The organism is Gibbsiella greigii (genome assembly GCF_039540155.1).
GTDB lineage: Bacteria > Pseudomonadota > Gammaproteobacteria > Enterobacterales > Enterobacteriaceae > Gibbsiella > Gibbsiella quercinecans.
The window spans coordinates 58,257-76,081 of sequence record NZ_BAABEM010000005.1; the positions used below are offsets into that span (position 1 = coordinate 58,257).

Here is a 17,825-nt window from a genome sequence, read left to right on the forward strand (position 1 = left end):
ATCCTGGCGAAAAAAAACGGCACCCTTGCGGGTGCCGTTGAGGGAGAATTTAGATTCTGGGGCTATTCATCGGCCGCATAGCCTTGCGCCGGCAACAGCTGGCCGTCAAGCCAGGCGCCGCCGTTGCGCATCTCCAGGCGCCCATCGATAAACCAGCCTACTACCAGCGGATAGAGCCTGTGCTCCTGAGTTTGCACCCGTTCCAGCACTTCTTCCTCTGTATCGCCGGCGAAGATAGGCACTTTGGCCTGTAACACCACCGGGCCGCCGTCGAGCTGTTCGGTGACAAAGTGCACGGAGGTACCATGCTCACTGTCGCCGTTGTCGATTGCCTGACGGTGGGTGTTCAGACCGGGGTATTTGGGCAGCAGGGAAGGGTGGATGTTCAGCATGCGCCCGGCATAGTGCTGCACGAACGGTGCACTGAGGATGCGCATGTAGCCAGCCAGCACCACAAGATCCGGTTGGTAGCCGTCGATAGCGTCTGCCAGCGCGGCGTCGAACGCGGCGCGATCGGCAAAGGCGCCGTTATCCAGCGCCTGGGTGGCAATGCCGGCTTCACTGGCGCGCTGCAGGCCGTAAGCCTGCGCCTTGTTGCTGAACACCGCGACGATCTCAGCGGCGATGCGCTCCTGCTGACAGGCGTCAATCAGTGCCTGGAGATTGCTCCCCTGGCCGGAGATTAACACCACGATCTTTTTCATTACCCGATAACCACGCGCTGTTCATCAGCCGCAGCGGCCAGTTTACCGATCTGCCAGGCCTTTTCACCCGCGGCGTTCAACCGTGCGATGGCGGCATCGGCTTCGGCCTGCGGCAAGGCGATGACCATACCAACACCGCAGTTAAAGGTGCGGTACATTTCGTGGCGGCTGACGTTGCCGGCCTGTTGCAGCCAGTTGAACACCGCCGGCCACTGCCAGCTTGATTCATTGATAACCGCCTGCACGCCTTCCGGCAATACGCGTGGGATGTTTTCCCAGAAGCCGCCGCCGGTCAGGTGGGCGATAGCATGAATCTCGTGATTGGCGATCAGTTCCAGCACCGATTTCACGTAGATTTTGGTGGGCGCCAGCAGGTGATCGGCCAACGGCTTGCCTTCGAGCTGAACCGCGGTGGGATCGGTGTTGCTGAACTCAAGAATTTTGCGCACCAGCGAGTAGCCGTTTGAATGCGGGCCGGAAGCACCCAGGGCGATCAGCACGTCGCCAGGCTGAACTTTGCTGCCGTCGATGATTTCTGATTTTTCCACTACGCCAACGCAAAAGCCCGCCACGTCGTAGTCTTCGCCGTGATACATGCCCGGCATTTCAGCGGTTTCGCCGCCCACCAGGGCGCAGCCGGACTGTTTGCAGCCTTCGGCAATGCCGCTGATGACGCTGGCCGCGGTATCGACATCCAGCTTGCCGGTGGCGTAGTAATCCAGGAAGAACAGCGGCTCTGCACCTTGCACCACCAGATCGTTAACGCACATGGCCACCAAATCGATACCAATGGTGTCGTGGCGTTTCAGATCCATCGCCAGACGCAGCTTGGTGCCTACGCCGTCGGTACCGGAGACCAGCACCGGTTCGCGGTATTTTTGCGGCAACGCACACAGGGCGCCAAAACCGCCCAGCCCACCCATCACTTCCGGGCGGCGGGTCTGTTTTACTACACCTTTGATGCGGTCTACCAATGCGTTGCCGGCATCGATATCCACGCCTGCGTCTTTATAGCTGAGAGAGGTTTTGTCGGTCACTGCGCGATCCCCACGGCGGTTTGCTGTTTGAAAACTGTGCTTCCGGCGTTGATACCGGAAAATGCGCGGCAATTCTAACAGCGCAGGCAATCGTTTGCGAGTGGCTTATGCCCTCGGCCGGCTTTTTCGCCTTCTATCCCCTTCCTACTTCAAGTTGCAGGTGTGTTGGCTTGGTTACTCGGCCCCTCCCTGAGCCTCGTCCCTTTGTTAGAAATCTGACCTGGCATCAGCCAGGTTTGTTCTGAGGATTACTTTGTTGGGGTTTGTGCTGTTTCCTGTCTGATCTCGTCAATCACGTCACGCATGTTACTTAGACATTCTGCGGCAGGAGTTCCAGCCTTTTCCAGCGCTGGCTCAGCCTTCGCGAAATACTCCTCAACCTTTATCTGATTTGCATGTGTGATTAAAGGTATACCGCATATCAACGATGTGCCGAAACGCTGCTTTAAGGGGTCGGTGCTCATGTCGAGTGATTTGGTTGCGTTAATGACAGATACAGGGTCTTTAATCAGCGCCATGCTAAGAGCTGTGGTCAGTTCCTCTGTGTGCTCAGCGTCGAGGGTATCACCAATATTGTCAATTTTCCCCGGCAATGCATGGAGTGTTTTGTTGTCTGCCCGTTCTATCAGTTGAATATAAACGCTCCATTCTTTTGACGATGCCATGCATGAGGACGAGATAATGCAGGCGATCAGCAAGATGGTTCGCCGAATCATCTTACTACCTCCAGTAACTTATCCGGTGATTGAATGATTTTTGTGCGAATAACCGGCCCAAGTATTATACAGCCCTCAGAGGCGAATCCAGGTACTTTCGGCGGCTTCCTCTCGCCGTGGATACGAAACAGAGAACGTCCATAACTTTCGCCAGATGTTTACGTCAAAATTATGGTAAATGGCCCCTTTGAATTAGTATGCCCGCCAATATGCCAAGTGCCGCGAGGTATTGGCCCCATACCTTTAACGTGCTGCCGATCTGGGTTGTTTTTGTTGGTCAGATTCCCCGAATAACCTTTACCGATTAACTTACCGTTATGCCACAGCTCGCCGGTACTTTGGTGGTATATCCATGCCATGTGTTGTGCTCCTATGCCGCGCTGCGCTCTTTCCAGGAATTAGAGTGGATAATATTGCCTTCCAGATATTTCCAGGTGATTTTCTCATACGTCATTTCGAGCACTTCAAGGTGATTGTGACGTTCGTAGTCCGGGTCTTTGACATCTTCCATAAATGGTACGACACAGGTAATACGGGCATTCTCAAGAAGTACGTTAAAATATTCTTCTTCCTGTCCGGCGTAATTAATGCGATAGAATTTAAGCTCGGCGGATTTTAAGCGTTTCCCGGAGCTAATGAACTGATAAAGGTACGGACTGGAAGAATCCAGCGCTTTGGTGAGGATAAAGGGCGCATGTTCGCGAGGTGCCGTTATCTTGCCGGACCGATCATCGGTAGGGCGTGATACGGCATGAGCTAGCGCGGTTATCTCTATGCTTCCCTCGCGTTGGTGTATGTCTACAGAGCCTTTGACGGGGTTTCCACCACCGTTCTTTAACCATAAATAAACAGGTATGGCCATTCAGTGAGTTCCTTTCACATTATTAAAATGCTAATTATCACCTTGCATTCCTTTACGGATGAAACATCAAATGATTCTTTATTGATTTATATCAATAGAATGAGTTTTTTTGATTTTGGTTCAAATAGAAATACGTGGCGTTGAATCTCTGCAACGATTTGGCATCACGGTTATGTAGTCACTGACGAAATCTATACCCAAAATAATTCGAGTTGCAGGACAAAAATGCAAAAGCGTTTTTGAACAGCGCTAGCGCTGGCCCCGAAGGGGTGTGGCCAAATGGCCGAATCACGCGGCTTTGCTGCGACAAATTCGTCAGGAACGAATTTGCCTGGCCCCTGGCCAGCCTTCGGTGAGAGACAAGGATGTCTCTCATCAATCCCCAGTAGCATACCGAAGTCAAGTGACTAGGGGGAGCTCTTAAACGCCACGTACTGACCTCAGGTAATGACCGGGAACACTTCGTTGATGTTCGTGGAGAACTCCCGATCGGGAGACTGGACCAATAACACGCTACCGCGTGGCGGGCGACAGTGTTTTCTGGAGCGCGTGACTCGCCGACGAACAGCGGCCGGAAGACGTTGACCTAATAATCTTCATCGTCCGTAATTATCTGCGGGGTGATCTATTATTAAAACTTTTGTTGATCCCGATCGGGCTCGTGTGGATGGCACAGCCCCAAAAAGGCGGTATAATCCCGCGATTTTTTGGCCGTCAACCGCCTTAATAGGAGAAAAATGATGAAGATCGTTGAGGTGAAACACCCGCTGGTGAAACATAAGCTGGGCCTGATGCGTGAACACGACATCAGTACCAAACGCTTTCGTGAGCTGGCTTCTGAAGTGGGGAGTTTGCTGACCTATGAAGCGACCGCCGATCTGGAAACCGAGAAGGTGACCATTGAGGGCTGGTGTGGGCCGGTTGAGATTGACCAGATTAAAGGGAAAAAAATTACCGTTGTGCCGATCCTGCGCGCCGGCCTGGGGATGATGGATGGCGTGCTGGAACACGTGCCCAGCGCGCGTATCAGCGTGGTCGGGGTATACCGTAACGAGGAAACCCTGGAACCCGTGCCGTATTTCCAGAAGCTGGTGTCCAATATCGAAGAGCGTATGGCGCTGATCGTCGATCCGATGCTGGCGACCGGCGGCTCAATGATTGCCACCATCGATCTGCTGAAAAAAGCCGGTTGCAACAGTATTAAAGTGCTGGTGTTGGTTGCCGCGCCCGAAGGCATCCGCGCATTGGAAAAAGCGCACCCAGACGTTGAGCTATACACCGCCGCCATTGACCAGTGTTTGAATGAGAAGGGCTACATCGTGCCGGGCCTGGGCGATGCGGGCGATAAAATATTTGGTACCAAATAACATTTGAGCCGGCGCTGAAGTCGGCTTTTTTTTGCCTGGGCTTATTGGGCTGGCGCGGGTGCCGGAGGGTATTGCGCCCAGCTTGGTCAGCATGGCATGACTGCAAACACCACGTTCAGAGGAAAAACACACCATGACCCGTCGCGCCATTGGCGTCAGTGAGCGCTTGCCGCTGCTCCAGACTATTCCGCTCAGTTTCCAGCATTTATTCGCCATGTTCGGCGCTACGGTGCTGGTGCCTATCCTGTTCAAGATAAACCCGGCGACGGTACTGCTGTTCAACGGCGTGGGTACGCTGCTGTATCTGTTTATTTGTAAAGGGAAAATCCCCGCTTATTTGGGTTCCAGCTTTGCGTTTATTTCCCCGGTGCTGTTGCTGCTGCCGCTGGGATATGAGGTGGCACTGGGCGGCTTTATCATGTGTGGCGTGCTGTTCTGCCTGGTGGCGTTGATCGTGCAGAAGGCCGGCACCGGCTGGCTGGATGTGATCTTCCCGCCGGCAGCGATGGGGGCCATCGTTGCGGTTATCGGCCTGGAACTGGCGGGCGTGGCGGCTAATATGGCCGGGCTGTTGCCGGCGGATGGCGCTTCGGTGGATGACACTGCCATCACCATTTCGATGGTGACGCTGGGCGTCACGGTGCTCGGTTCGGTGCTGTTCCGCGGTTTCCTGGCGATTATCCCGATTTTGATCGGCGTGCTGGTGGGTTACGCACTGTCGTTTGGTATGGGCGTGGTGGATCTGACGCCGATCCGCGAGGCGCACTGGTTCGCCTTGCCCACTTTCTACACGCCGCGTTTTGAGTGGTTTGCCATTCTGACGATCCTGCCGGCGGCGCTGGTGGTGATTGCCGAGCACATCGGCCATCTGGTGGTGACGGCCAATATCGTTAAAAAAGATCTGATTCGCGATCCAGGGCTGCACCGTTCCATGTTTGCCAACGGCATTTCGACGGTGATTTCCGGTTTCTTCGGCTCCACGCCGAACACCACCTACGGCGAAAATATCGGCGTGATGGCGATTACCAAGGTATACAGCACCTGGGTGATTGGCGGCGCGGCGATTTTGGCGATCCTGCTTTCCTGCATTGGTAAACTGGCGGCGGCGATTCAGGCCATCCCGGTGCCGGTCATGGGCGGCGTATCACTACTGCTGTATGGCGTGATTGGCGCTTCTGGTATTCGTGTGCTGATTGAATCCAAGGTGGATTACAACAAGGCGCAGAACCTGATCCTGACCTCAATTATCCTGATTATCGGCGTGAGCGGCGCCAAGGTGCATATCGGCGCAGCCGAGCTGAAAGGCATGGCGCTGGCCACTATTGTGGGTATTTGCCTGAGCCTGCTGTTTAAGGTCATTAGTCTTTTCCGCAAGGAGGAAGAGGTGATTGATGTGCCGGAAGAGCGCGGTATACAGAAGTAAGCGTTAAAAGGGCGGGCTTTGGTTGATATGGCGAGGGTTTCGGTCGCCATAACACCGTAGCCCGCGCCCGATTCAGGGCCGAGCCTGTATGAACCGGGCTCATGGGTAACAGGTTATAACTGGCACAGTCAACGAGATAGGGAAGTTTACTGTGCCTAGGCCTGAGAGTGTTACCATGCAACGATGCGTTTGCCCGGCTCGCAGGGTATAATCTCAATTTACGGGGAATATTTATCCTGTAATGTAAAATATAACGGGAATAGGGAGACATCGGGTATGGAATACTACGGCTACGTGCTGATTAAATTTATTATTGGCTTTGTCATTGTTATCGCGCACCTGAATTTCTCAGGCAAAACCCAGCTATCGCAAATGACGCCGGTGGATTTTATCGGCAACTTTGTGCTGGGGGGCATTATCGGCGGGGTTATCTACAGCGACAGCATACCGCTTTATCAATATGTGATTGTGTTGTTCATCGGCGTTCTTCTGATTTCGCTGCTTAATTCTATTAGCAAGCACTGCAACTTTTTCCGCTCGGTGACCATTGGCAATCCGCTGCCGATTATCAAGAATGGCCGTTTTATTATGAATAACATTCTTGAGAAGAAGAACAAGATCGACATTCTCAACGTTTCCTCGCAGTTGCATAGCCAGGGCATTCAGGCCTTTCAGGAGATCGCCTATGCGCAGATTGAGCCCAGCGGCCAACTGACGGTGGTGTGTGACGACACCAAAATGCCCTCGGTGATCGTGATGAAAAGCGGCAAGATCAGAACCTACGAACTGGAAGAAATTGAGAAAAGCGAAGAGTGGCTGCATAAACAATTACAGGATCGCCAGTTAAACCAGGAAGATATTTTTCTTGCCGAATTCTGGGATGGCAAAATTGTGTTTATCCTCAATGACGGGACCATCGTCAGATAACGTTCTGCAACGCCTTGCCGCTATGGCAACGGAAAAGAGAAGGGGCCGCGGTTGCGGCCCCTGGCGTTTTCCGCCGCTGCGTGCGATCTGCGGCGGCTGATATAATACGGCGGCTAACGTTAGCTGCGGATTTTGCGGTAAACAAACAGCACCACAATGGCGCCAATCACCGCAACGATGAAGCTGCCGAAGTTGAAGCCGTCAACTTTACCAAAGCCAAAGAAGGTACTGATATAACCACCGACAACGGCACCGATAACCCCCAGCACCACGGTCATAATGAAACCACCCCCATCTTTGCCTGGCATAATCCATTTAGCGATGATGCCTGCGATAAGACCAAAAATAATCCAGGAAATAATACCCATTTAACTTCTCCTTGCCGTGAAATACTGACATACCCATTATTCCCAAACCGCGGGATTTTGCCGTTCAATTCCCACTATCAGGGTGTGGCTTATACCCGCAGCCGAAAACTTATTGGGCAGCGCTATTCTGCGTGTTTGCTGGTGCCTCTGTCGATGGGGTTGTGTCATTTTGCCCATCTTCAGTTTTTTTCTCGATGCTGCTTTTAATCTGTTCCGTTTTGGCCTTCGCCTGTTCAGTCAGGTTATTGGCACCGCTGATGGCATCATTTTTGATGGTTTTTGCCTGTTCAACCAACGCCTGGCTTTGTTGGCTGGCATCGGTTTTGATGGCATCCGCTTTGGCCTTGGCATCGTCGGTGAGCGCATGCGCATGTTTTTCTGCGTCGCTCTGGATGGCGGAAGCCTTATCTTTTAGCTGATCGGCCTGAACCGCCGCTTGTTTCTTGATTTCTTCCGCTTTCGCTTTTGCACTGTCCGTCAACTGGTCGGCCTTTTGCTGTGCGGCGTCAGTGATCTGTTCCGCGCTGTCTTTGGCTTTATCCAGGTTGGCGTCCACTTTGGAAGCATCGTCACAGCCTGCGACCAACAGACCGATAACCGAAGCCAGCAATACTTTATTCCATGAATTCATTCTTAAAATCCTTGCAGTAACCTTGATGATGATCATTGCTTCTTGCTTTTCCATACTAGGACAAATTCGTGACAAAATACAAATTCCCGCAATAAAAGGTTTCACTCCAGGGGGATTTTTGCCCTGGCCTGCATGTTTTGGCTACTATTCCACCATAAAATCCTGCCGGTTCATTTGCCGACGCATTCTGTGATAAACTGGCGGCGTTTTTCTGCCAGTTTTGGTTGAGGTGCTTCTCTGAATACGCCGGCACAGCTTTCACTGCCACTTTATCTGCCCGATGATGAAACTTTCGCCAGTTTTTATCCGGGTGAGAACCCATCCCTATTAGCTGCGATCCAGTCCGCCGTCCGCCAGGAGCATGGCAGTTATATCTATTTCTGGTCGCGTGAGGGCGGGGGGCGTAGCCATTTGCTGCATGCGGCCTGCGCGGAATTGTCGCAGCGCGGCGAAGCGGTGGGCTATGTGCCGCTGGATAAGCGCGCCTATTTCGTGCCTGAAGTGTTAGACGGCATGGAGCAGTTGGCGCTGGTGTGCATTGATAATATTGAATGTATCGCCGGCGATGAAGAGTGGGAAATGGCGATCTTCAACCTCTACAACCGCATTCTGGAAACCGGGCGCACACGCTTGTTTATCACCGGCGATCGCCCACCGCGCCAGCTTAATCTGCACCTGCCCGATCTGGCCTCGCGCCTGGACTGGGGGCAAATCTACAAGCTTCAGCCGCTATCCGACGACGAAAAGCTACAGGCGCTGCAATTGCGTTCCAAACTGCGTGGTTTCGAACTGCCGGAAGACGTGGGGCGCTTTTTGCTGAAGCGGCTGGATCGTGAAATGCGCACGCTGTTCATGACGCTGGATCAGCTCGATCGCGCATCAATCACCGCTCAGCGCAAGCTGACCATCCCGTTTGTGAAAGAGATCCTGGGGTTGTAACGCCGGGAAAACCGGGCCTGCGGGCGCAGGCCCCATGTCTTAGAGAATCTCCAGCACCTGCTCCGGCGGGCGGCCGATGCGGGCTTGGTTGCCCTTGACCACGATCGGGCGTTCAATCAGCTTCGGGTTTTCCACCATCGCCTGCAGCAACTGTGCTTCACTTAAGCTCTCATCGGCTAAGCCCAGCGTTTTGTATTCCTCTTCCTTCTTGCGCATCAGCTCGCGTGCTGAATGTATCCCCAAAGCCTGCAACAGCGTTTTCAATTCAGCCACTGACGGCGGGGTATCAAGATAGCGCACGACGTGGGGGGCAATGCCGCGCTGTTCCAGCAACCCCAGGGTTTCACGGCTTTTGGAACAGCGTGGGTTGTGGTAAATGGTGACGGTATTATTCATCTGATGATCGTTCCTTGTATAAATCAACTGCGCTGGTATTGGCGGAAGCGCTGCTGCAATTGGCGCAGTTGGTCAATGCGGGCATCGTAGCGCGCCTGTTTCAGGCTACCGAGTTTTTCCAGCGAACTGGCGTTGCTGAGCAGGCCGATGGCCTGATCCAGTTTACCGGTAAGCGCCAGGCTTTCGGCGCGGGCGGAGAGTTCCTCATCGCGCAACCCCTGCGCGGCGCTGGCCTGCGCCAGCAGATCCCAACCGTTCGGATCGTCCGGGTGGTTGAAGGTATAGCGGTTTAGGATCCGCGAAGCCTGTGCTGGCTGGTTGCCTTCCACGTACGCGTTGGCCAGGTTGAGCAGCAGCACGGGGTTGTTGCTCTGGGCGGCATTGGCATTTTGCAGGCGGGCGATAGCCTGCGCGGCGCGTTTCTGGCCTAAATCGATATCGGTGAGCAGATCAAGATACCAGACGTTTTTCGGATCCTGCGCCAACAGCGGCTGGATAATCGCGCGCGCATTGTCGTACTTCTTCGCGGTGTAGAACAGAATGGCGCGGCCATATTTGGCGGCGTTTTGCTGGCGCACGTTGCCCTGGCTGTAGGTGGTGAGCAAATCTTCCGTCAGGCCGTAACCTTCGCTGCTGTACATCCCCATGGCGCGAACTTTGGCCATGTAGTAATCCTGCGTGGATTGAACCAGATGGCGCGGCATCTGGTTGGCGCGGTTGCGCGCGTCGGAAAGCCGGCTGTCCGGCAGTGGGTGAGTCAGCAGCATCTCCGGGGGCTTGGAGGCGTAGCGCGATTGATCGGAAAGCTTTTGCAGGAAGTCGGGCATCGCCTGCGGATCAAACCCGGCGCGCTCCAGCACCTGCAGGCCGATGCGGTCGGCCTCCTGTTCGTTGGCCTGGGTAAAACTGATGATCCCTTGCTGGGTACCGGCGATGGTGCCGCTGAGCGCCGCCATGCCGGCCGCCGGGTTGGCCATCGCCAGTAAAATGGAGCCGAGTGCGCCCACCCAGGTCAGCGGGGCGTTGCGCTGTTGATCTTCCATGGCGCGCGCCAGGTGGCGCTGGGTCACGTGCGAGATTTCGTGCGCCAGCACCGAAGCCAACTGGCTTTCATTGTCGGTAACCCGCAGCAGGGCGGAGTGCAACACCACGTTGCCGCCGAAGAAGGCAAAGGCGTTGATTTCATCATTGCGCACCAGATAAAAATGGAACGGGGTGCGCACAGAATAGGCGCTGGCCACCAGGCGGTTGCCCAGTTGGTTGATGTACTGCAGCAGTAACGGATCGTTGATCAGCGGCGCGCTGGCACGCAGCTGCCGCACGTAGAAATCGCCCATTGCCAGCTCTTGTCCAATGCTGAGGGTGCTACCGGCGGTGGTGCCCATGTCAGGCAATTGATCCGGCGCCTGGGCGTTTGCCGGCGCGAGCGCGCTGGTGCTGGCGGCGCCCAGCAACAGTACTGCGATCGCTGTTTTGGTCAACCGGGTGATCATAGTCTGGGATATCCTTCGTTATGCCGTGTGTCAACGTTCTGCCTGCATACCAGAGCTTTATTATCAAAAGCCTGTTTTGCCGGCAGATAGCGGCGTAGTGCCTTCACATCATAGCCAGCCATGGGCCACAATGAAACGTTTACCCCGGCTTTTCATTCCACAATGTGCGGCGGGGCACTGGGCACGGCGCCGTTTGCCGCCGGCCTGGGGCGCGGCCAATCAGCGTGGCGTGCGGCTTTTCGCCAGGGGCTTGATTCTTTGCGTTACATCCGCCGGGCGGCGGGGGATAATCTGTCTGGCATGATGCACCGCGCAGGCCGCCTGCCTGCCCCTCTTACCGTCGTTCTCAAGGAGCACTCTCTGATGCTGGAGATGTTATTACAGTGGTATCGCCGCCGTTTTACCGATCCACAGGCCATTGCGCTATTGGTGATTTTAGTGGCCGGGTTTTGCATCCTCTATTTTCTGCACGGCATCCTGACACCGCTGCTGGTGGCTATTGTGCTGGCCTATCTGCTGGAGTGGCCGACCGCGCGCCTGCAGCGGCTGGGGTGTTCGCGCACCTGGGCGGCCAGTATGGTGCTGATTGTATTCGGCGGCGTTGTCATGCTGCTGGTGTTCGTGGTGGCGCCCACCGCCTGGCAGCAGGGCATCAACCTGATGGGCGATATGCCTGGCATGCTCAACCAGTTCTACCACTATGCCGCCACGCTGCCCAAGCGCTACCCGGCGTTGATGGATGCTGGCATTATCGACATGATGGCCGAGAATTTGCGCACCCGCCTGTCAGGCATGGGCGAGTCGGTGGTGAAGTTCTCTCTGGCTTCGCTGGTGGGGCTATTGGCGCTGGCTATCTACCTGGTGCTGGTGCCGCTGATGGTGTTCTTCCTGCTGAAAGACAAAGAGCAGATGATTAACGCCGTGCGCCGCGTGCTGCCGCGCAACCGTGGCCTGGCGGGCCAGGTGTGGGTAGAGATGAACCAGCAGATCACCAACTATATTCGCGGCAAGGTGCTGGAAATGGTGATTGTGGGCGTGGCCACCTATCTGGTGTTCGTGATCCTGGACATGCGCTATTCGCTACTGCTGGCGGTGTTGGTGGGGATTTCGGTGCTGATCCCCTACGTGGGGGCGGTGTTGGTTACCATCCCGGTGGTGGTGGTAGCGATGTTCCAGTGGGGCGTCGGGCCGGATTTCTGGACGCTGATCGTCGCCTACCTGGTGGTGCAGGGGTTAGACGGCAACCTGCTGGTGCCGATTTTATTCTCCGAGGCGGTCAATCTGCACCCACTGGTGATTATTATGTCGGTGATTGTGTTCGGCGGGCTATGGGGGTTCTGGGGCGTGTTTTTCGCTATCCCGCTGGCCACGTTGGTGAAAGCGGTGATTCATGCCTGGCCGGACGATATGCTGGTGGATATGCAGGGCAATGATAAGTAAGGCGATGGCGCAAGCGCAGCGGTGGCTGCGCTTGCGAAATATCAGGGCTTACTGCTGTAGGTAGTTCAGAACGACATCGTGATGGTTGGTGGTCTTGAAATCGTCAAACACTTTCTCGATCTTACCGTTGGCGCCAATCAGGAAACTGATGCGGTGAATGCCATCATAGGTTTTCCCCATAAAGGTTTTTTCACCCCAAACGCCAAACTGCTCGGCTACCTGATGGTTTTCATCTGATAGCAGCGTAAAGTTAAGCAGTTCCTTTTCGGCAAAGCGCGACAGCTTTTCGGGTTTATCGGTGCTGATGCCAAGGACTTCGACACCGGCCTTTTTCAGATCGTCCATGTTATCCCGCAGGCCGCAGGCTTGTACGGTGCAGCCCGGCGTCATCGCCTTAGGGTAAAAGTAGACCAGTACGCGTTGTCCCTGGAAGTCGGCCAAATTAATTTCCTCGCCATCCTGATCGGGCAAACTAAATTTTGGCGCTATATCACCGGCTTTCAATGGGCTCATCACTACTCTCCATCTTTCTCGTCATGCTGTGGATAGTTCACTATGCTAATACTGCCTTGTGCATTCAGTTCTGTACATAGGCGATGAAAAGCTTGCTCAATATTTGCGGTATCCGGGTTACCGGCCGGGCTATGGGCGGTAATCTGGATATACAGCTGCGGCGGCAGGTCGCCTTCGGCCGGCTGCGTGCGTGAAACCAGCTCGGCGATGTTCATCTGGCTGGCGTGAAACAGGCCGGTAAAGCGCTCGATGATGTGCGGCGAGTCTTTGACTTCAACCTGCACCCAGACAGAAGCCGGCATCGGCGGCCTGGCCTGCGCGGTTGTGCGCTTCATCACAATAAGCAGATCCAGCTCTGCGCCTTTTTGCGCCAGCGTGGATTCGATCAGCGTAATGGCGTTCCAACTGCCGGAAAGCAGCATGATAAAGGTGAATTCTTCACCCAGCATGGCCAGACGACTATCCTCGATATTGCATCCGCAACTGCTGACGTGGCGGGTGATAGTGTTGACGATACCGGGACGGTCTGCACCGAGCGCGGTAATCACGAGATAGTGTTCATCTGGCTTAGGCAAAATTGGGGCTTCCTGTCGTGCATTGTGGGTTTCCCATGGTAAACATAAAAAAAACCGCCTGCCAAGCGCTTAGCGCGCCTTGTTTACTTGCTTTTGGATAGGTAGCAAAAGTACCATGAGTCACCTGTTTGTGGAGGGGATGGCTAATGTTTACGGGAAGTATTGTTGCACTGGTAACGCCGATGGACGACAAAGGTGCCGTTGATTGTGCGAGCCTAAAAAAACTGATTGATTATCATGTAGCCAGCGGAACCTCGGCTATTGTATCCGTAGGGACTACCGGCGAGTCTGCAACGCTTGCCCATGATGAGCACGCCGATGTGGTGTTAAGAACGCTGGAGCTGGCCGCTGGCCGCATTCCGGTGATCGCCGGTACCGGCGCCAATGCCACCGCAGAAGCAATTTCACTGACCCAGCGCTTTGAGGGCACGGGCGTTGTGGGCTGCCTGACGGTCACGCCTTACTACAATAAGCCGACCCAGGAAGGGCTGTTTCAGCACTTCAAAGCTATCGCGGAAAGCACCGAACTGCCGCAGATTCTCTATAACGTGCCTTCCCGCACCGGCTGCGACATGCTGCCGGCAACGGTAGCGCGCCTGGCCAAACTCAAAAATATTGTTGCAATTAAAGAGGCCACGGGGAACTTAAGCCGCGTTAGTCAGATCCAAGAGCTGGTTGATGATAAAGACTTCATTCTGTTGAGCGGCGACGACGCCAGCGGTCTGGACTTTATGCAACTGGGCGGTAAAGGGGTTATTTCCGTCACGGCCAACGTGGCCGCGCGTGAAATGGCGCAGCTTTGCCGGCTGGCGACCGAAGGCAACTTCGCCGAGGCGCGCCGTTTGAATCAGCGCTTGATGCCGTTGCATCAGGATTTGTTTGTAGAAGCAAACCCAATTCCTGTTAAGTGGGCCTGTAAGGCATTGGGATTGATGGCAACCGATACGATGCGTCTGCCGATGACGCCGTTGACCGAAACTGCCCGTCCGGTAGTGGAGCGTGCGCTGAAAAGCGCCGGTTTGCTATAGCCCCATTAACGGGAGCCGCAGCCAGGGTTGCTGCTGCTTCACGTTACGGGGATATCACTCTTAGGGAGATTTGATGATCTATTCATTGCAAAAGTCGACGGTAGCAAAAGTCGTGGGTATTTCGCTGGTGATGATGCTGGCGGCCTGTACCAGCGACCAACGGTACAAACGCCAGGTCAGCGGCGATGAGTCCTACCTCGATGCGGCGCCGCTAAAAACGATTAACGCGCCCGCCGGTATGATCCTGCCGGTGCAGAACGGCAATTATGATGTCCCGTCGGCCCGCAGCACCGGGCAGCTTGGCAAGCAACTGGATATCCGGCCGCCGGTGCAGCCGCTGGCCTTGTTGAGCGGTTCCCGTGCGCAATACACCGCGGACAGCGGTACGCTGCTGTTGGAAAACAGCCCGCAAAACCAGAACCTGTGGTCGCGCGTGGTGGGCATCCTGCAGAGCAAGAACATCGCGATCGCCTCCCGTCAGGATGGCGCGCAGACGCTGACCACCGATTGGGTGAAATGGAACCGTCTGGATGAAGACAACCAGTACGAAGGCCGTTACCAGATCACCGTGCAGCAGCAGGGTTATCAGCAGGCGCTGATCGTGAAGTCTGTCGGCCTGCAGCAGCAGGGTAAAGCAGAGCCGGTGACCGATGCGACCGAAATCCAGCGTTATAACGGCATGATGATGAACACCATCGTCGAAGGCCTGGATAAGCTGGACAATCAGGCTAACAACCAAACCGCTAACCGCTTCGGCGCGCTGGACGTGCAAAGCGGGGCTGATGAAACCGGCCTGCCGCTGCTGATCGTGCGTGCGCCGTACACGGTGGTTTGGGATCGTCTGCCGCCGGCGTTGGAGAAAGTCGGCATGCGCGTTGGCGATCGTAGTCGTCCGCAAGGCACCGTTGCCGTCACTTACAAATCCCTGAGCAGCGGCGACTGGAGTGCCCTGGGCACCTCCGATCCTGAACTGCGCGAAGGTGATTACAAACTGCAGGTCGGCGATTTGAACAACCGCACCAGCCTGCAGTTCATCGACAGCAAAGGGAAACCGTTAACCCAGGCGCAAAATGACGCCCTGGTGGCGGCGTTCCAGACTGCGTTTCGCCAAACCAGCGCGAAATAAATCAAAAAAGGGGCTACAGCCCCTTTTTGTTTCGCCTTGACGGTATCGTTTGCGTGGCAGGTTTGGCACAATAGTGGGCCTGAGCGTGAAAGAATTTGTTGGTTCAAGTCTTATACTCAACAGGTTTCAGGCCGTGGCCTGACGGTGCGGGGTATATCTGTCACAGAGTGTCACATCACTGGAGTAAGTTAAGATGCAAAAGCTAGCTGAGTTGTATCGCGGAAAGGCAAAAACCGTCTACACCACTGAAAACCCCGATCTGCTGGTGCTGGAATTCCGTAATGATACGTCAGCACTGGATGGTCAACGCATTGAGCAGTTCGATCGCAAAGGCATGGTGAACAACAAGTTCAACCACTTCATCATGAGCAAGCTGGAGGAAGCGGGTATCCCCACCCAGATGGAGCGCCTGCTGTCTGATAATGAAGTGCTGGTTAAAAAGCTGGATATGGTGCCGGTGGAGTGTGTGATCCGTAACCGCGCGGCCGGTTCTCTGGTGAAACGTTTAGGGGTGGAAGAGGGCATGGTGCTGAACCCGCCGCTGTTCGACCTGTTCCTGAAAAACGATGCCATGCACGATCCGATGGTCAACGAATCCTACTGCGAAACCTTCGGTTGGGTGAGCAAAGTGCACCTGGCGCGCATGCGTGAGCTGAGCTATAAAGCTAACGACGTGCTGAGCAAGCTGTTTGACGATGCCGGGCTTATCCTGGTTGACTTCAAACTGGAGTTTGGCCTGTTCAACGGTGAAGTGGTGCTGGGTGACGAATTCTCCCCAGACGGCAGCCGCCTGTGGGACAAAAACACCCTGGACAAAATGGACAAAGACCGTTTCCGCCAGAGCCTGGGCGGCCTGATCGAAGCCTATGAAGAAGTGGCGCGCCGCATCGGCGTGAAGCTTGACTAGGCTGTGTCCCGTAATAGTGCGTGAGTGCCGCTGGCGGTCATTGGGCTGCGCGTCAAGGCGCAAGCCGTGAGGTTTGGGGGCCCAAATAAACGGCGAGCAACGCAGAAGCGCGGCCCAATGGCCCCAGCCCGGAGGGTCGTGCCCCCAAAGCCCGTCCTCTGCGTTATCGGGCTGGAACATAGGCCCACTATGCCCTGCGCCCTCTGCCTTGATGACGGGCTTTGGGCGCAACGACGGCACCACGACCTATTGCGGGACACAGCCTAACACCCCTTTTCGTTACGGGGCGCCGCCGCGGCGCGCCCCGCTACTCTGCTTGCCTGCTTTTCCAGAAAAATTCTGCCTTTTCTTTGCCGCCATGCATTTATAATGAATGCGGTTCCCTGTGATTATTACAATTTACTCTGGAGTTTAGCTATGCGTTGGCAAGGGCGTCGCGAAAGCGACAATGTTGAGGATCGTCGCGGGCAGTCTTCCGGTATTGGCGGCGGTGGCGGCGGGTTGCGCGTGCCGGTCGGCGGCAAGGGCGGCCTGGTTATTCTGGTGGTGGTGCTGGTGGCCGGTTATTACGGTATCGATCTAACGCCGCTGTTGAACGGTGGGGATGTCACTACCACGCAAAGCCAGCAAAGCACCTCGATCAGCCCGAAAGATGATGAACTGGCGAAGTTTACCTCGGTAGTGCTGGCCTCTACCGAAGACAACTGGAAAGAAGTTTTCCAAAAGATGGGCAAAACCTATCAACCGCCCAAGCTGGTGATGTATCGCGGCGCGACCCGGACCAACTGCGGCACCGGCCAGGCGGCGATGGGGCCGTTCTATTGCCCGGCCGACAGTACGGTGTATATCGATCTGTCGTTCTATCAGGACATGAAAAACAAACTGGGCGCCGGCGGTGATTTCGCCCAGGCGTATGTGGTGGCGCATGAAGTTGGCCACCATGTGCAAAATCTGCTGGGGATTGAGCGCCAGGTGCGCCAGGAACAGCAAGGGGCTTCGCAGGCCGAGGTTAACCGCCTGTCGGTGAAGATGGAATTGCAGGCCGACTGCTTTGCCGGCGTGTGGGGGCAATACGCCGAGAAGCAGCAGATGCTGGAAGAAGGGGATCTGCAAGAAGCGCTGAATGCGGCACAGGCGATCGGCGACGATCGTTTGCAACAGCAAAGCCAGGGGCGCGTGGTGCCGGACAGCTTTACCCACGGCACGTCGCAGCAGCGTTATACCTGGTTTAAACGCGGCTTCGACAGCGGCGATCCTGGCCAGTGCAATACTTTCGCCAGCCGCTGATTCCAGGCTGTGTCCCGTAATAGTGCCCCAAAGCCCGCCCTCTGCCTTGATGACGGGCTTTGGACGCGACGACGGCACCATGACCT

At 55.3% G+C, this 17,825-nt stretch carries 19 protein-coding genes and 1 pseudogene; 9 read left to right on the plus strand and 11 right to left on the minus strand.

Annotation, left to right across the window (positions count from 1 at the left end):
• Positions 1-62: 62 nt before the first annotated feature.
• From purN to tssD, 5 genes and pseudogenes are all read right to left on the minus strand, one after another.
• A complete protein-coding gene (gene purN / locus AC559G_RS02160) occupies positions 63-704 on the minus strand; it encodes a phosphoribosylglycinamide formyltransferase (RefSeq protein WP_498910965.1) in 642 nt (213 codons plus the stop codon).
• On the minus strand, positions 704-1,741 hold the full coding sequence (gene purM / locus AC559G_RS02165; protein ID WP_498910967.1) for a phosphoribosylformylglycinamidine cyclo-ligase: 1,038 nt from the start codon (positions 1,739-1,741) through the stop codon (positions 704-706). The genes purN and purM overlap by 1 nt, the downstream gene beginning before the upstream one ends.
• A gap of 248 nt (positions 1,742-1,989) precedes the next feature.
• Positions 1,990-2,457, minus strand: coding sequence for a hypothetical protein (locus AC559G_RS02170; RefSeq protein ID WP_498910969.1), 468 nt, complete (start codon positions 2,455-2,457; stop codon positions 1,990-1,992).
• Positions 2,454-2,816 (minus strand): annotated as a pseudogene (locus AC559G_RS02175) (tlde1 domain-containing protein). The gene AC559G_RS02170 and the pseudogene AC559G_RS02175 overlap by 4 nt, the downstream one beginning before the upstream one ends.
• Before the next feature lie 11 nt (positions 2,817-2,827).
• Positions 2,828-3,319 (minus strand): Hcp family type VI secretion system effector, encoded by a 492-nt coding sequence (tssD, locus tag AC559G_RS02180; protein WP_498910971.1) that lies wholly within the window; start codon positions 3,317-3,319, stop codon positions 2,828-2,830.
• Positions 3,320-4,059: 740 nt separating this feature from the next.
• On the opposite strand from tssD, the gene upp reads away from it, so the two are divergent.
• The 3 genes from upp to AC559G_RS02195 all read left to right on the plus strand — a co-directional run bounded on the left by upp (position 4,060) and on the right by AC559G_RS02195 (position 7,036).
• Entirely contained in the window at positions 4,060-4,686 is a 627-nt protein-coding gene (gene upp, locus AC559G_RS02185; protein WP_095847760.1) for a uracil phosphoribosyltransferase, read from the plus strand.
• A 133-nt stretch (positions 4,687-4,819) separates the two neighbouring features.
• On the plus strand, positions 4,820-6,109 hold the full coding sequence (uraA, locus tag AC559G_RS02190) for a uracil/xanthine transporter (RefSeq protein WP_498910973.1): 1,290 nt from the start codon (positions 4,820-4,822) through the stop codon (positions 6,107-6,109).
• A 276-nt stretch (positions 6,110-6,385) separates the two neighbouring features.
• Positions 6,386-7,036 carry a DUF421 domain-containing protein gene (locus tag AC559G_RS02195; RefSeq protein WP_498910974.1) on the plus strand — a complete coding sequence of 217 codons (651 nt, stop codon included), beginning with the start codon at positions 6,386-6,388 and terminating at the stop codon, positions 7,034-7,036.
• A gap of 119 nt (positions 7,037-7,155) precedes the next feature.
• On the opposite strand, the gene AC559G_RS02200 is transcribed toward AC559G_RS02195, so the two are convergent.
• Both AC559G_RS02200 and AC559G_RS02205 read right to left on the minus strand, forming a co-directional pair.
• Positions 7,156-7,404 (minus strand): GlsB/YeaQ/YmgE family stress response membrane protein, encoded by a 249-nt coding sequence (locus AC559G_RS02200; RefSeq protein WP_095847764.1) that lies wholly within the window; start codon positions 7,402-7,404, stop codon positions 7,156-7,158.
• 109 nt (positions 7,405-7,513) lie between these two features.
• Positions 7,514-8,035, minus strand: coding sequence for an E3 ubiquitin--protein ligase (locus AC559G_RS02205; RefSeq protein ID WP_438597947.1), 522 nt, complete (start codon positions 8,033-8,035; stop codon positions 7,514-7,516).
• Between the two features lie 237 nt (positions 8,036-8,272).
• Between AC559G_RS02205 and hda the strand changes: the two genes are divergently transcribed.
• On the plus strand, positions 8,273-8,974 hold the full coding sequence (hda, locus tag AC559G_RS02210) for a DnaA inactivator Hda (RefSeq protein WP_095847766.1): 702 nt from the start codon (positions 8,273-8,275) through the stop codon (positions 8,972-8,974).
• A gap of 39 nt (positions 8,975-9,013) precedes the next feature.
• Here hda and arsC read toward each other — a convergent pair whose 3' ends face one another.
• A complete protein-coding gene (gene arsC, locus AC559G_RS02215; RefSeq protein ID WP_498910977.1) occupies positions 9,014-9,370 on the minus strand; it encodes an arsenate reductase family protein in 357 nt (118 codons plus the stop codon).
• 23 nt (positions 9,371-9,393) lie between these two features.
• Entirely contained in the window at positions 9,394-10,863 is a 1,470-nt protein-coding gene (gene bepA, locus AC559G_RS02220) for a beta-barrel assembly-enhancing protease (protein WP_462614109.1), read from the minus strand.
• Between the two features lie 363 nt (positions 10,864-11,226).
• Between bepA and AC559G_RS02225 the strand changes: the two genes are divergently transcribed.
• The gene (locus AC559G_RS02225; protein WP_279024063.1) at positions 11,227-12,303 is read left to right on the plus strand and encodes an AI-2E family transporter; all 1,077 of its coding nucleotides are present in this window, start codon (positions 11,227-11,229) and stop codon (positions 12,301-12,303) included.
• A gap of 48 nt (positions 12,304-12,351) precedes the next feature.
• Here the strand turns inward: AC559G_RS02225 and bcp are convergent, their stop codons facing one another.
• Complete coding sequence (gene bcp / locus AC559G_RS02230) at positions 12,352-12,816, minus strand: thioredoxin-dependent thiol peroxidase (protein ID WP_279024017.1); 465 nt, start codon at positions 12,814-12,816, stop codon at positions 12,352-12,354.
• A gap of 2 nt (positions 12,817-12,818) precedes the next feature.
• Positions 12,819-13,391 carry a glycine cleavage system transcriptional repressor gene (locus AC559G_RS02235; RefSeq protein WP_095847771.1) on the minus strand — a complete coding sequence of 191 codons (573 nt, stop codon included), beginning with the start codon at positions 13,389-13,391 and terminating at the stop codon, positions 12,819-12,821.
• A gap of 146 nt (positions 13,392-13,537) precedes the next feature.
• Between AC559G_RS02235 and dapA the strand changes: the two genes are divergently transcribed.
• The 4 genes from dapA to ypfJ all read left to right on the plus strand — a co-directional run bounded on the left by dapA (position 13,538) and on the right by ypfJ (position 17,739).
• Positions 13,538-14,419: a 4-hydroxy-tetrahydrodipicolinate synthase family protein gene (gene dapA, locus AC559G_RS02240; protein WP_498910981.1), complete on the plus strand. Its 882-nt coding sequence runs from the start codon at positions 13,538-13,540 to the stop codon at positions 14,417-14,419.
• 73 nt (positions 14,420-14,492) lie between these two features.
• Complete coding sequence (gene bamC, locus AC559G_RS02245) at positions 14,493-15,545, plus strand: outer membrane protein assembly factor BamC (RefSeq protein WP_438598678.1); 1,053 nt, start codon at positions 14,493-14,495, stop codon at positions 15,543-15,545.
• Positions 15,546-15,738: 193 nt separating this feature from the next.
• Positions 15,739-16,452, plus strand: coding sequence for a phosphoribosylaminoimidazolesuccinocarboxamide synthase (purC, locus tag AC559G_RS02250; RefSeq protein WP_498910983.1), 714 nt, complete (start codon positions 15,739-15,741; stop codon positions 16,450-16,452).
• A gap of 417 nt (positions 16,453-16,869) precedes the next feature.
• Positions 16,870-17,739, plus strand: coding sequence for a KPN_02809 family neutral zinc metallopeptidase (gene ypfJ, locus AC559G_RS02255; RefSeq protein ID WP_095847775.1), 870 nt, complete (start codon positions 16,870-16,872; stop codon positions 17,737-17,739).
• Positions 17,740-17,825: the final 86 nt, after the last annotated feature.

What these genes read in the sequence shown, in the direction of transcription:
- uraA (WP_498910973.1), top strand. Translation starts at nt 4,820, where the DNA reads ATGACCCGTCGCGCCATTGGCGTCAGTGAGCGCTTGCCGCTGCTCCAG.
- purC (WP_498910983.1), top strand. Translation starts at nt 15,739, where the DNA reads ATGCAAAAGCTAGCTGAGTTGTATCGCGGAAAGGCAAAAACCGTCTAC.
- ypfJ (WP_095847775.1), top strand. Translation starts at nt 16,870, where the DNA reads ATGCGTTGGCAAGGGCGTCGCGAAAGCGACAATGTTGAGGATCGTCGC.
- AC559G_RS02200 (WP_095847764.1), bottom strand. Translation starts at nt 7,404, where the DNA reads ATGGGTATTATTTCCTGGATTATTTTTGGTCTTATCGCAGGCATCATC.
- purN (WP_498910965.1), bottom strand. Translation starts at nt 704, where the DNA reads ATGAAAAAGATCGTGGTGTTAATCTCCGGCCAGGGGAGCAATCTCCAG.
- arsC (WP_498910977.1), bottom strand. Translation starts at nt 9,370, where the DNA reads ATGAATAATACCGTCACCATTTACCACAACCCACGCTGTTCCAAAAGC.
- tssD (WP_498910971.1), bottom strand. Translation starts at nt 3,319, where the DNA reads ATGGCCATACCTGTTTATTTATGGTTAAAGAACGGTGGTGGAAACCCC.
- AC559G_RS02205 (WP_438597947.1), bottom strand. Translation starts at nt 8,035, where the DNA reads ATGAATTCATGGAATAAAGTATTGCTGGCTTCGGTTATCGGTCTGTTG.
- AC559G_RS02225 (WP_279024063.1), top strand. Translation starts at nt 11,227, where the DNA reads ATGCTGGAGATGTTATTACAGTGGTATCGCCGCCGTTTTACCGATCCA.
- AC559G_RS02195 (WP_498910974.1), top strand. Translation starts at nt 6,386, where the DNA reads ATGGAATACTACGGCTACGTGCTGATTAAATTTATTATTGGCTTTGTC.
- AC559G_RS02170 (WP_498910969.1), bottom strand. Translation starts at nt 2,457, where the DNA reads ATGATTCGGCGAACCATCTTGCTGATCGCCTGCATTATCTCGTCCTCA.
- bcp (WP_279024017.1), bottom strand. Translation starts at nt 12,816, where the DNA reads ATGAGCCCATTGAAAGCCGGTGATATAGCGCCAAAATTTAGTTTGCCC.
- bamC (WP_438598678.1), top strand. Translation starts at nt 14,493, where the DNA reads ATGATCTATTCATTGCAAAAGTCGACGGTAGCAAAAGTCGTGGGTATT.
- dapA (WP_498910981.1), top strand. Translation starts at nt 13,538, where the DNA reads ATGTTTACGGGAAGTATTGTTGCACTGGTAACGCCGATGGACGACAAA.
- upp (WP_095847760.1), top strand. Translation starts at nt 4,060, where the DNA reads ATGAAGATCGTTGAGGTGAAACACCCGCTGGTGAAACATAAGCTGGGC.
- bepA (WP_462614109.1), bottom strand. Translation starts at nt 10,863, where the DNA reads ATGATCACCCGGTTGACCAAAACAGCGATCGCAGTACTGTTGCTGGGC.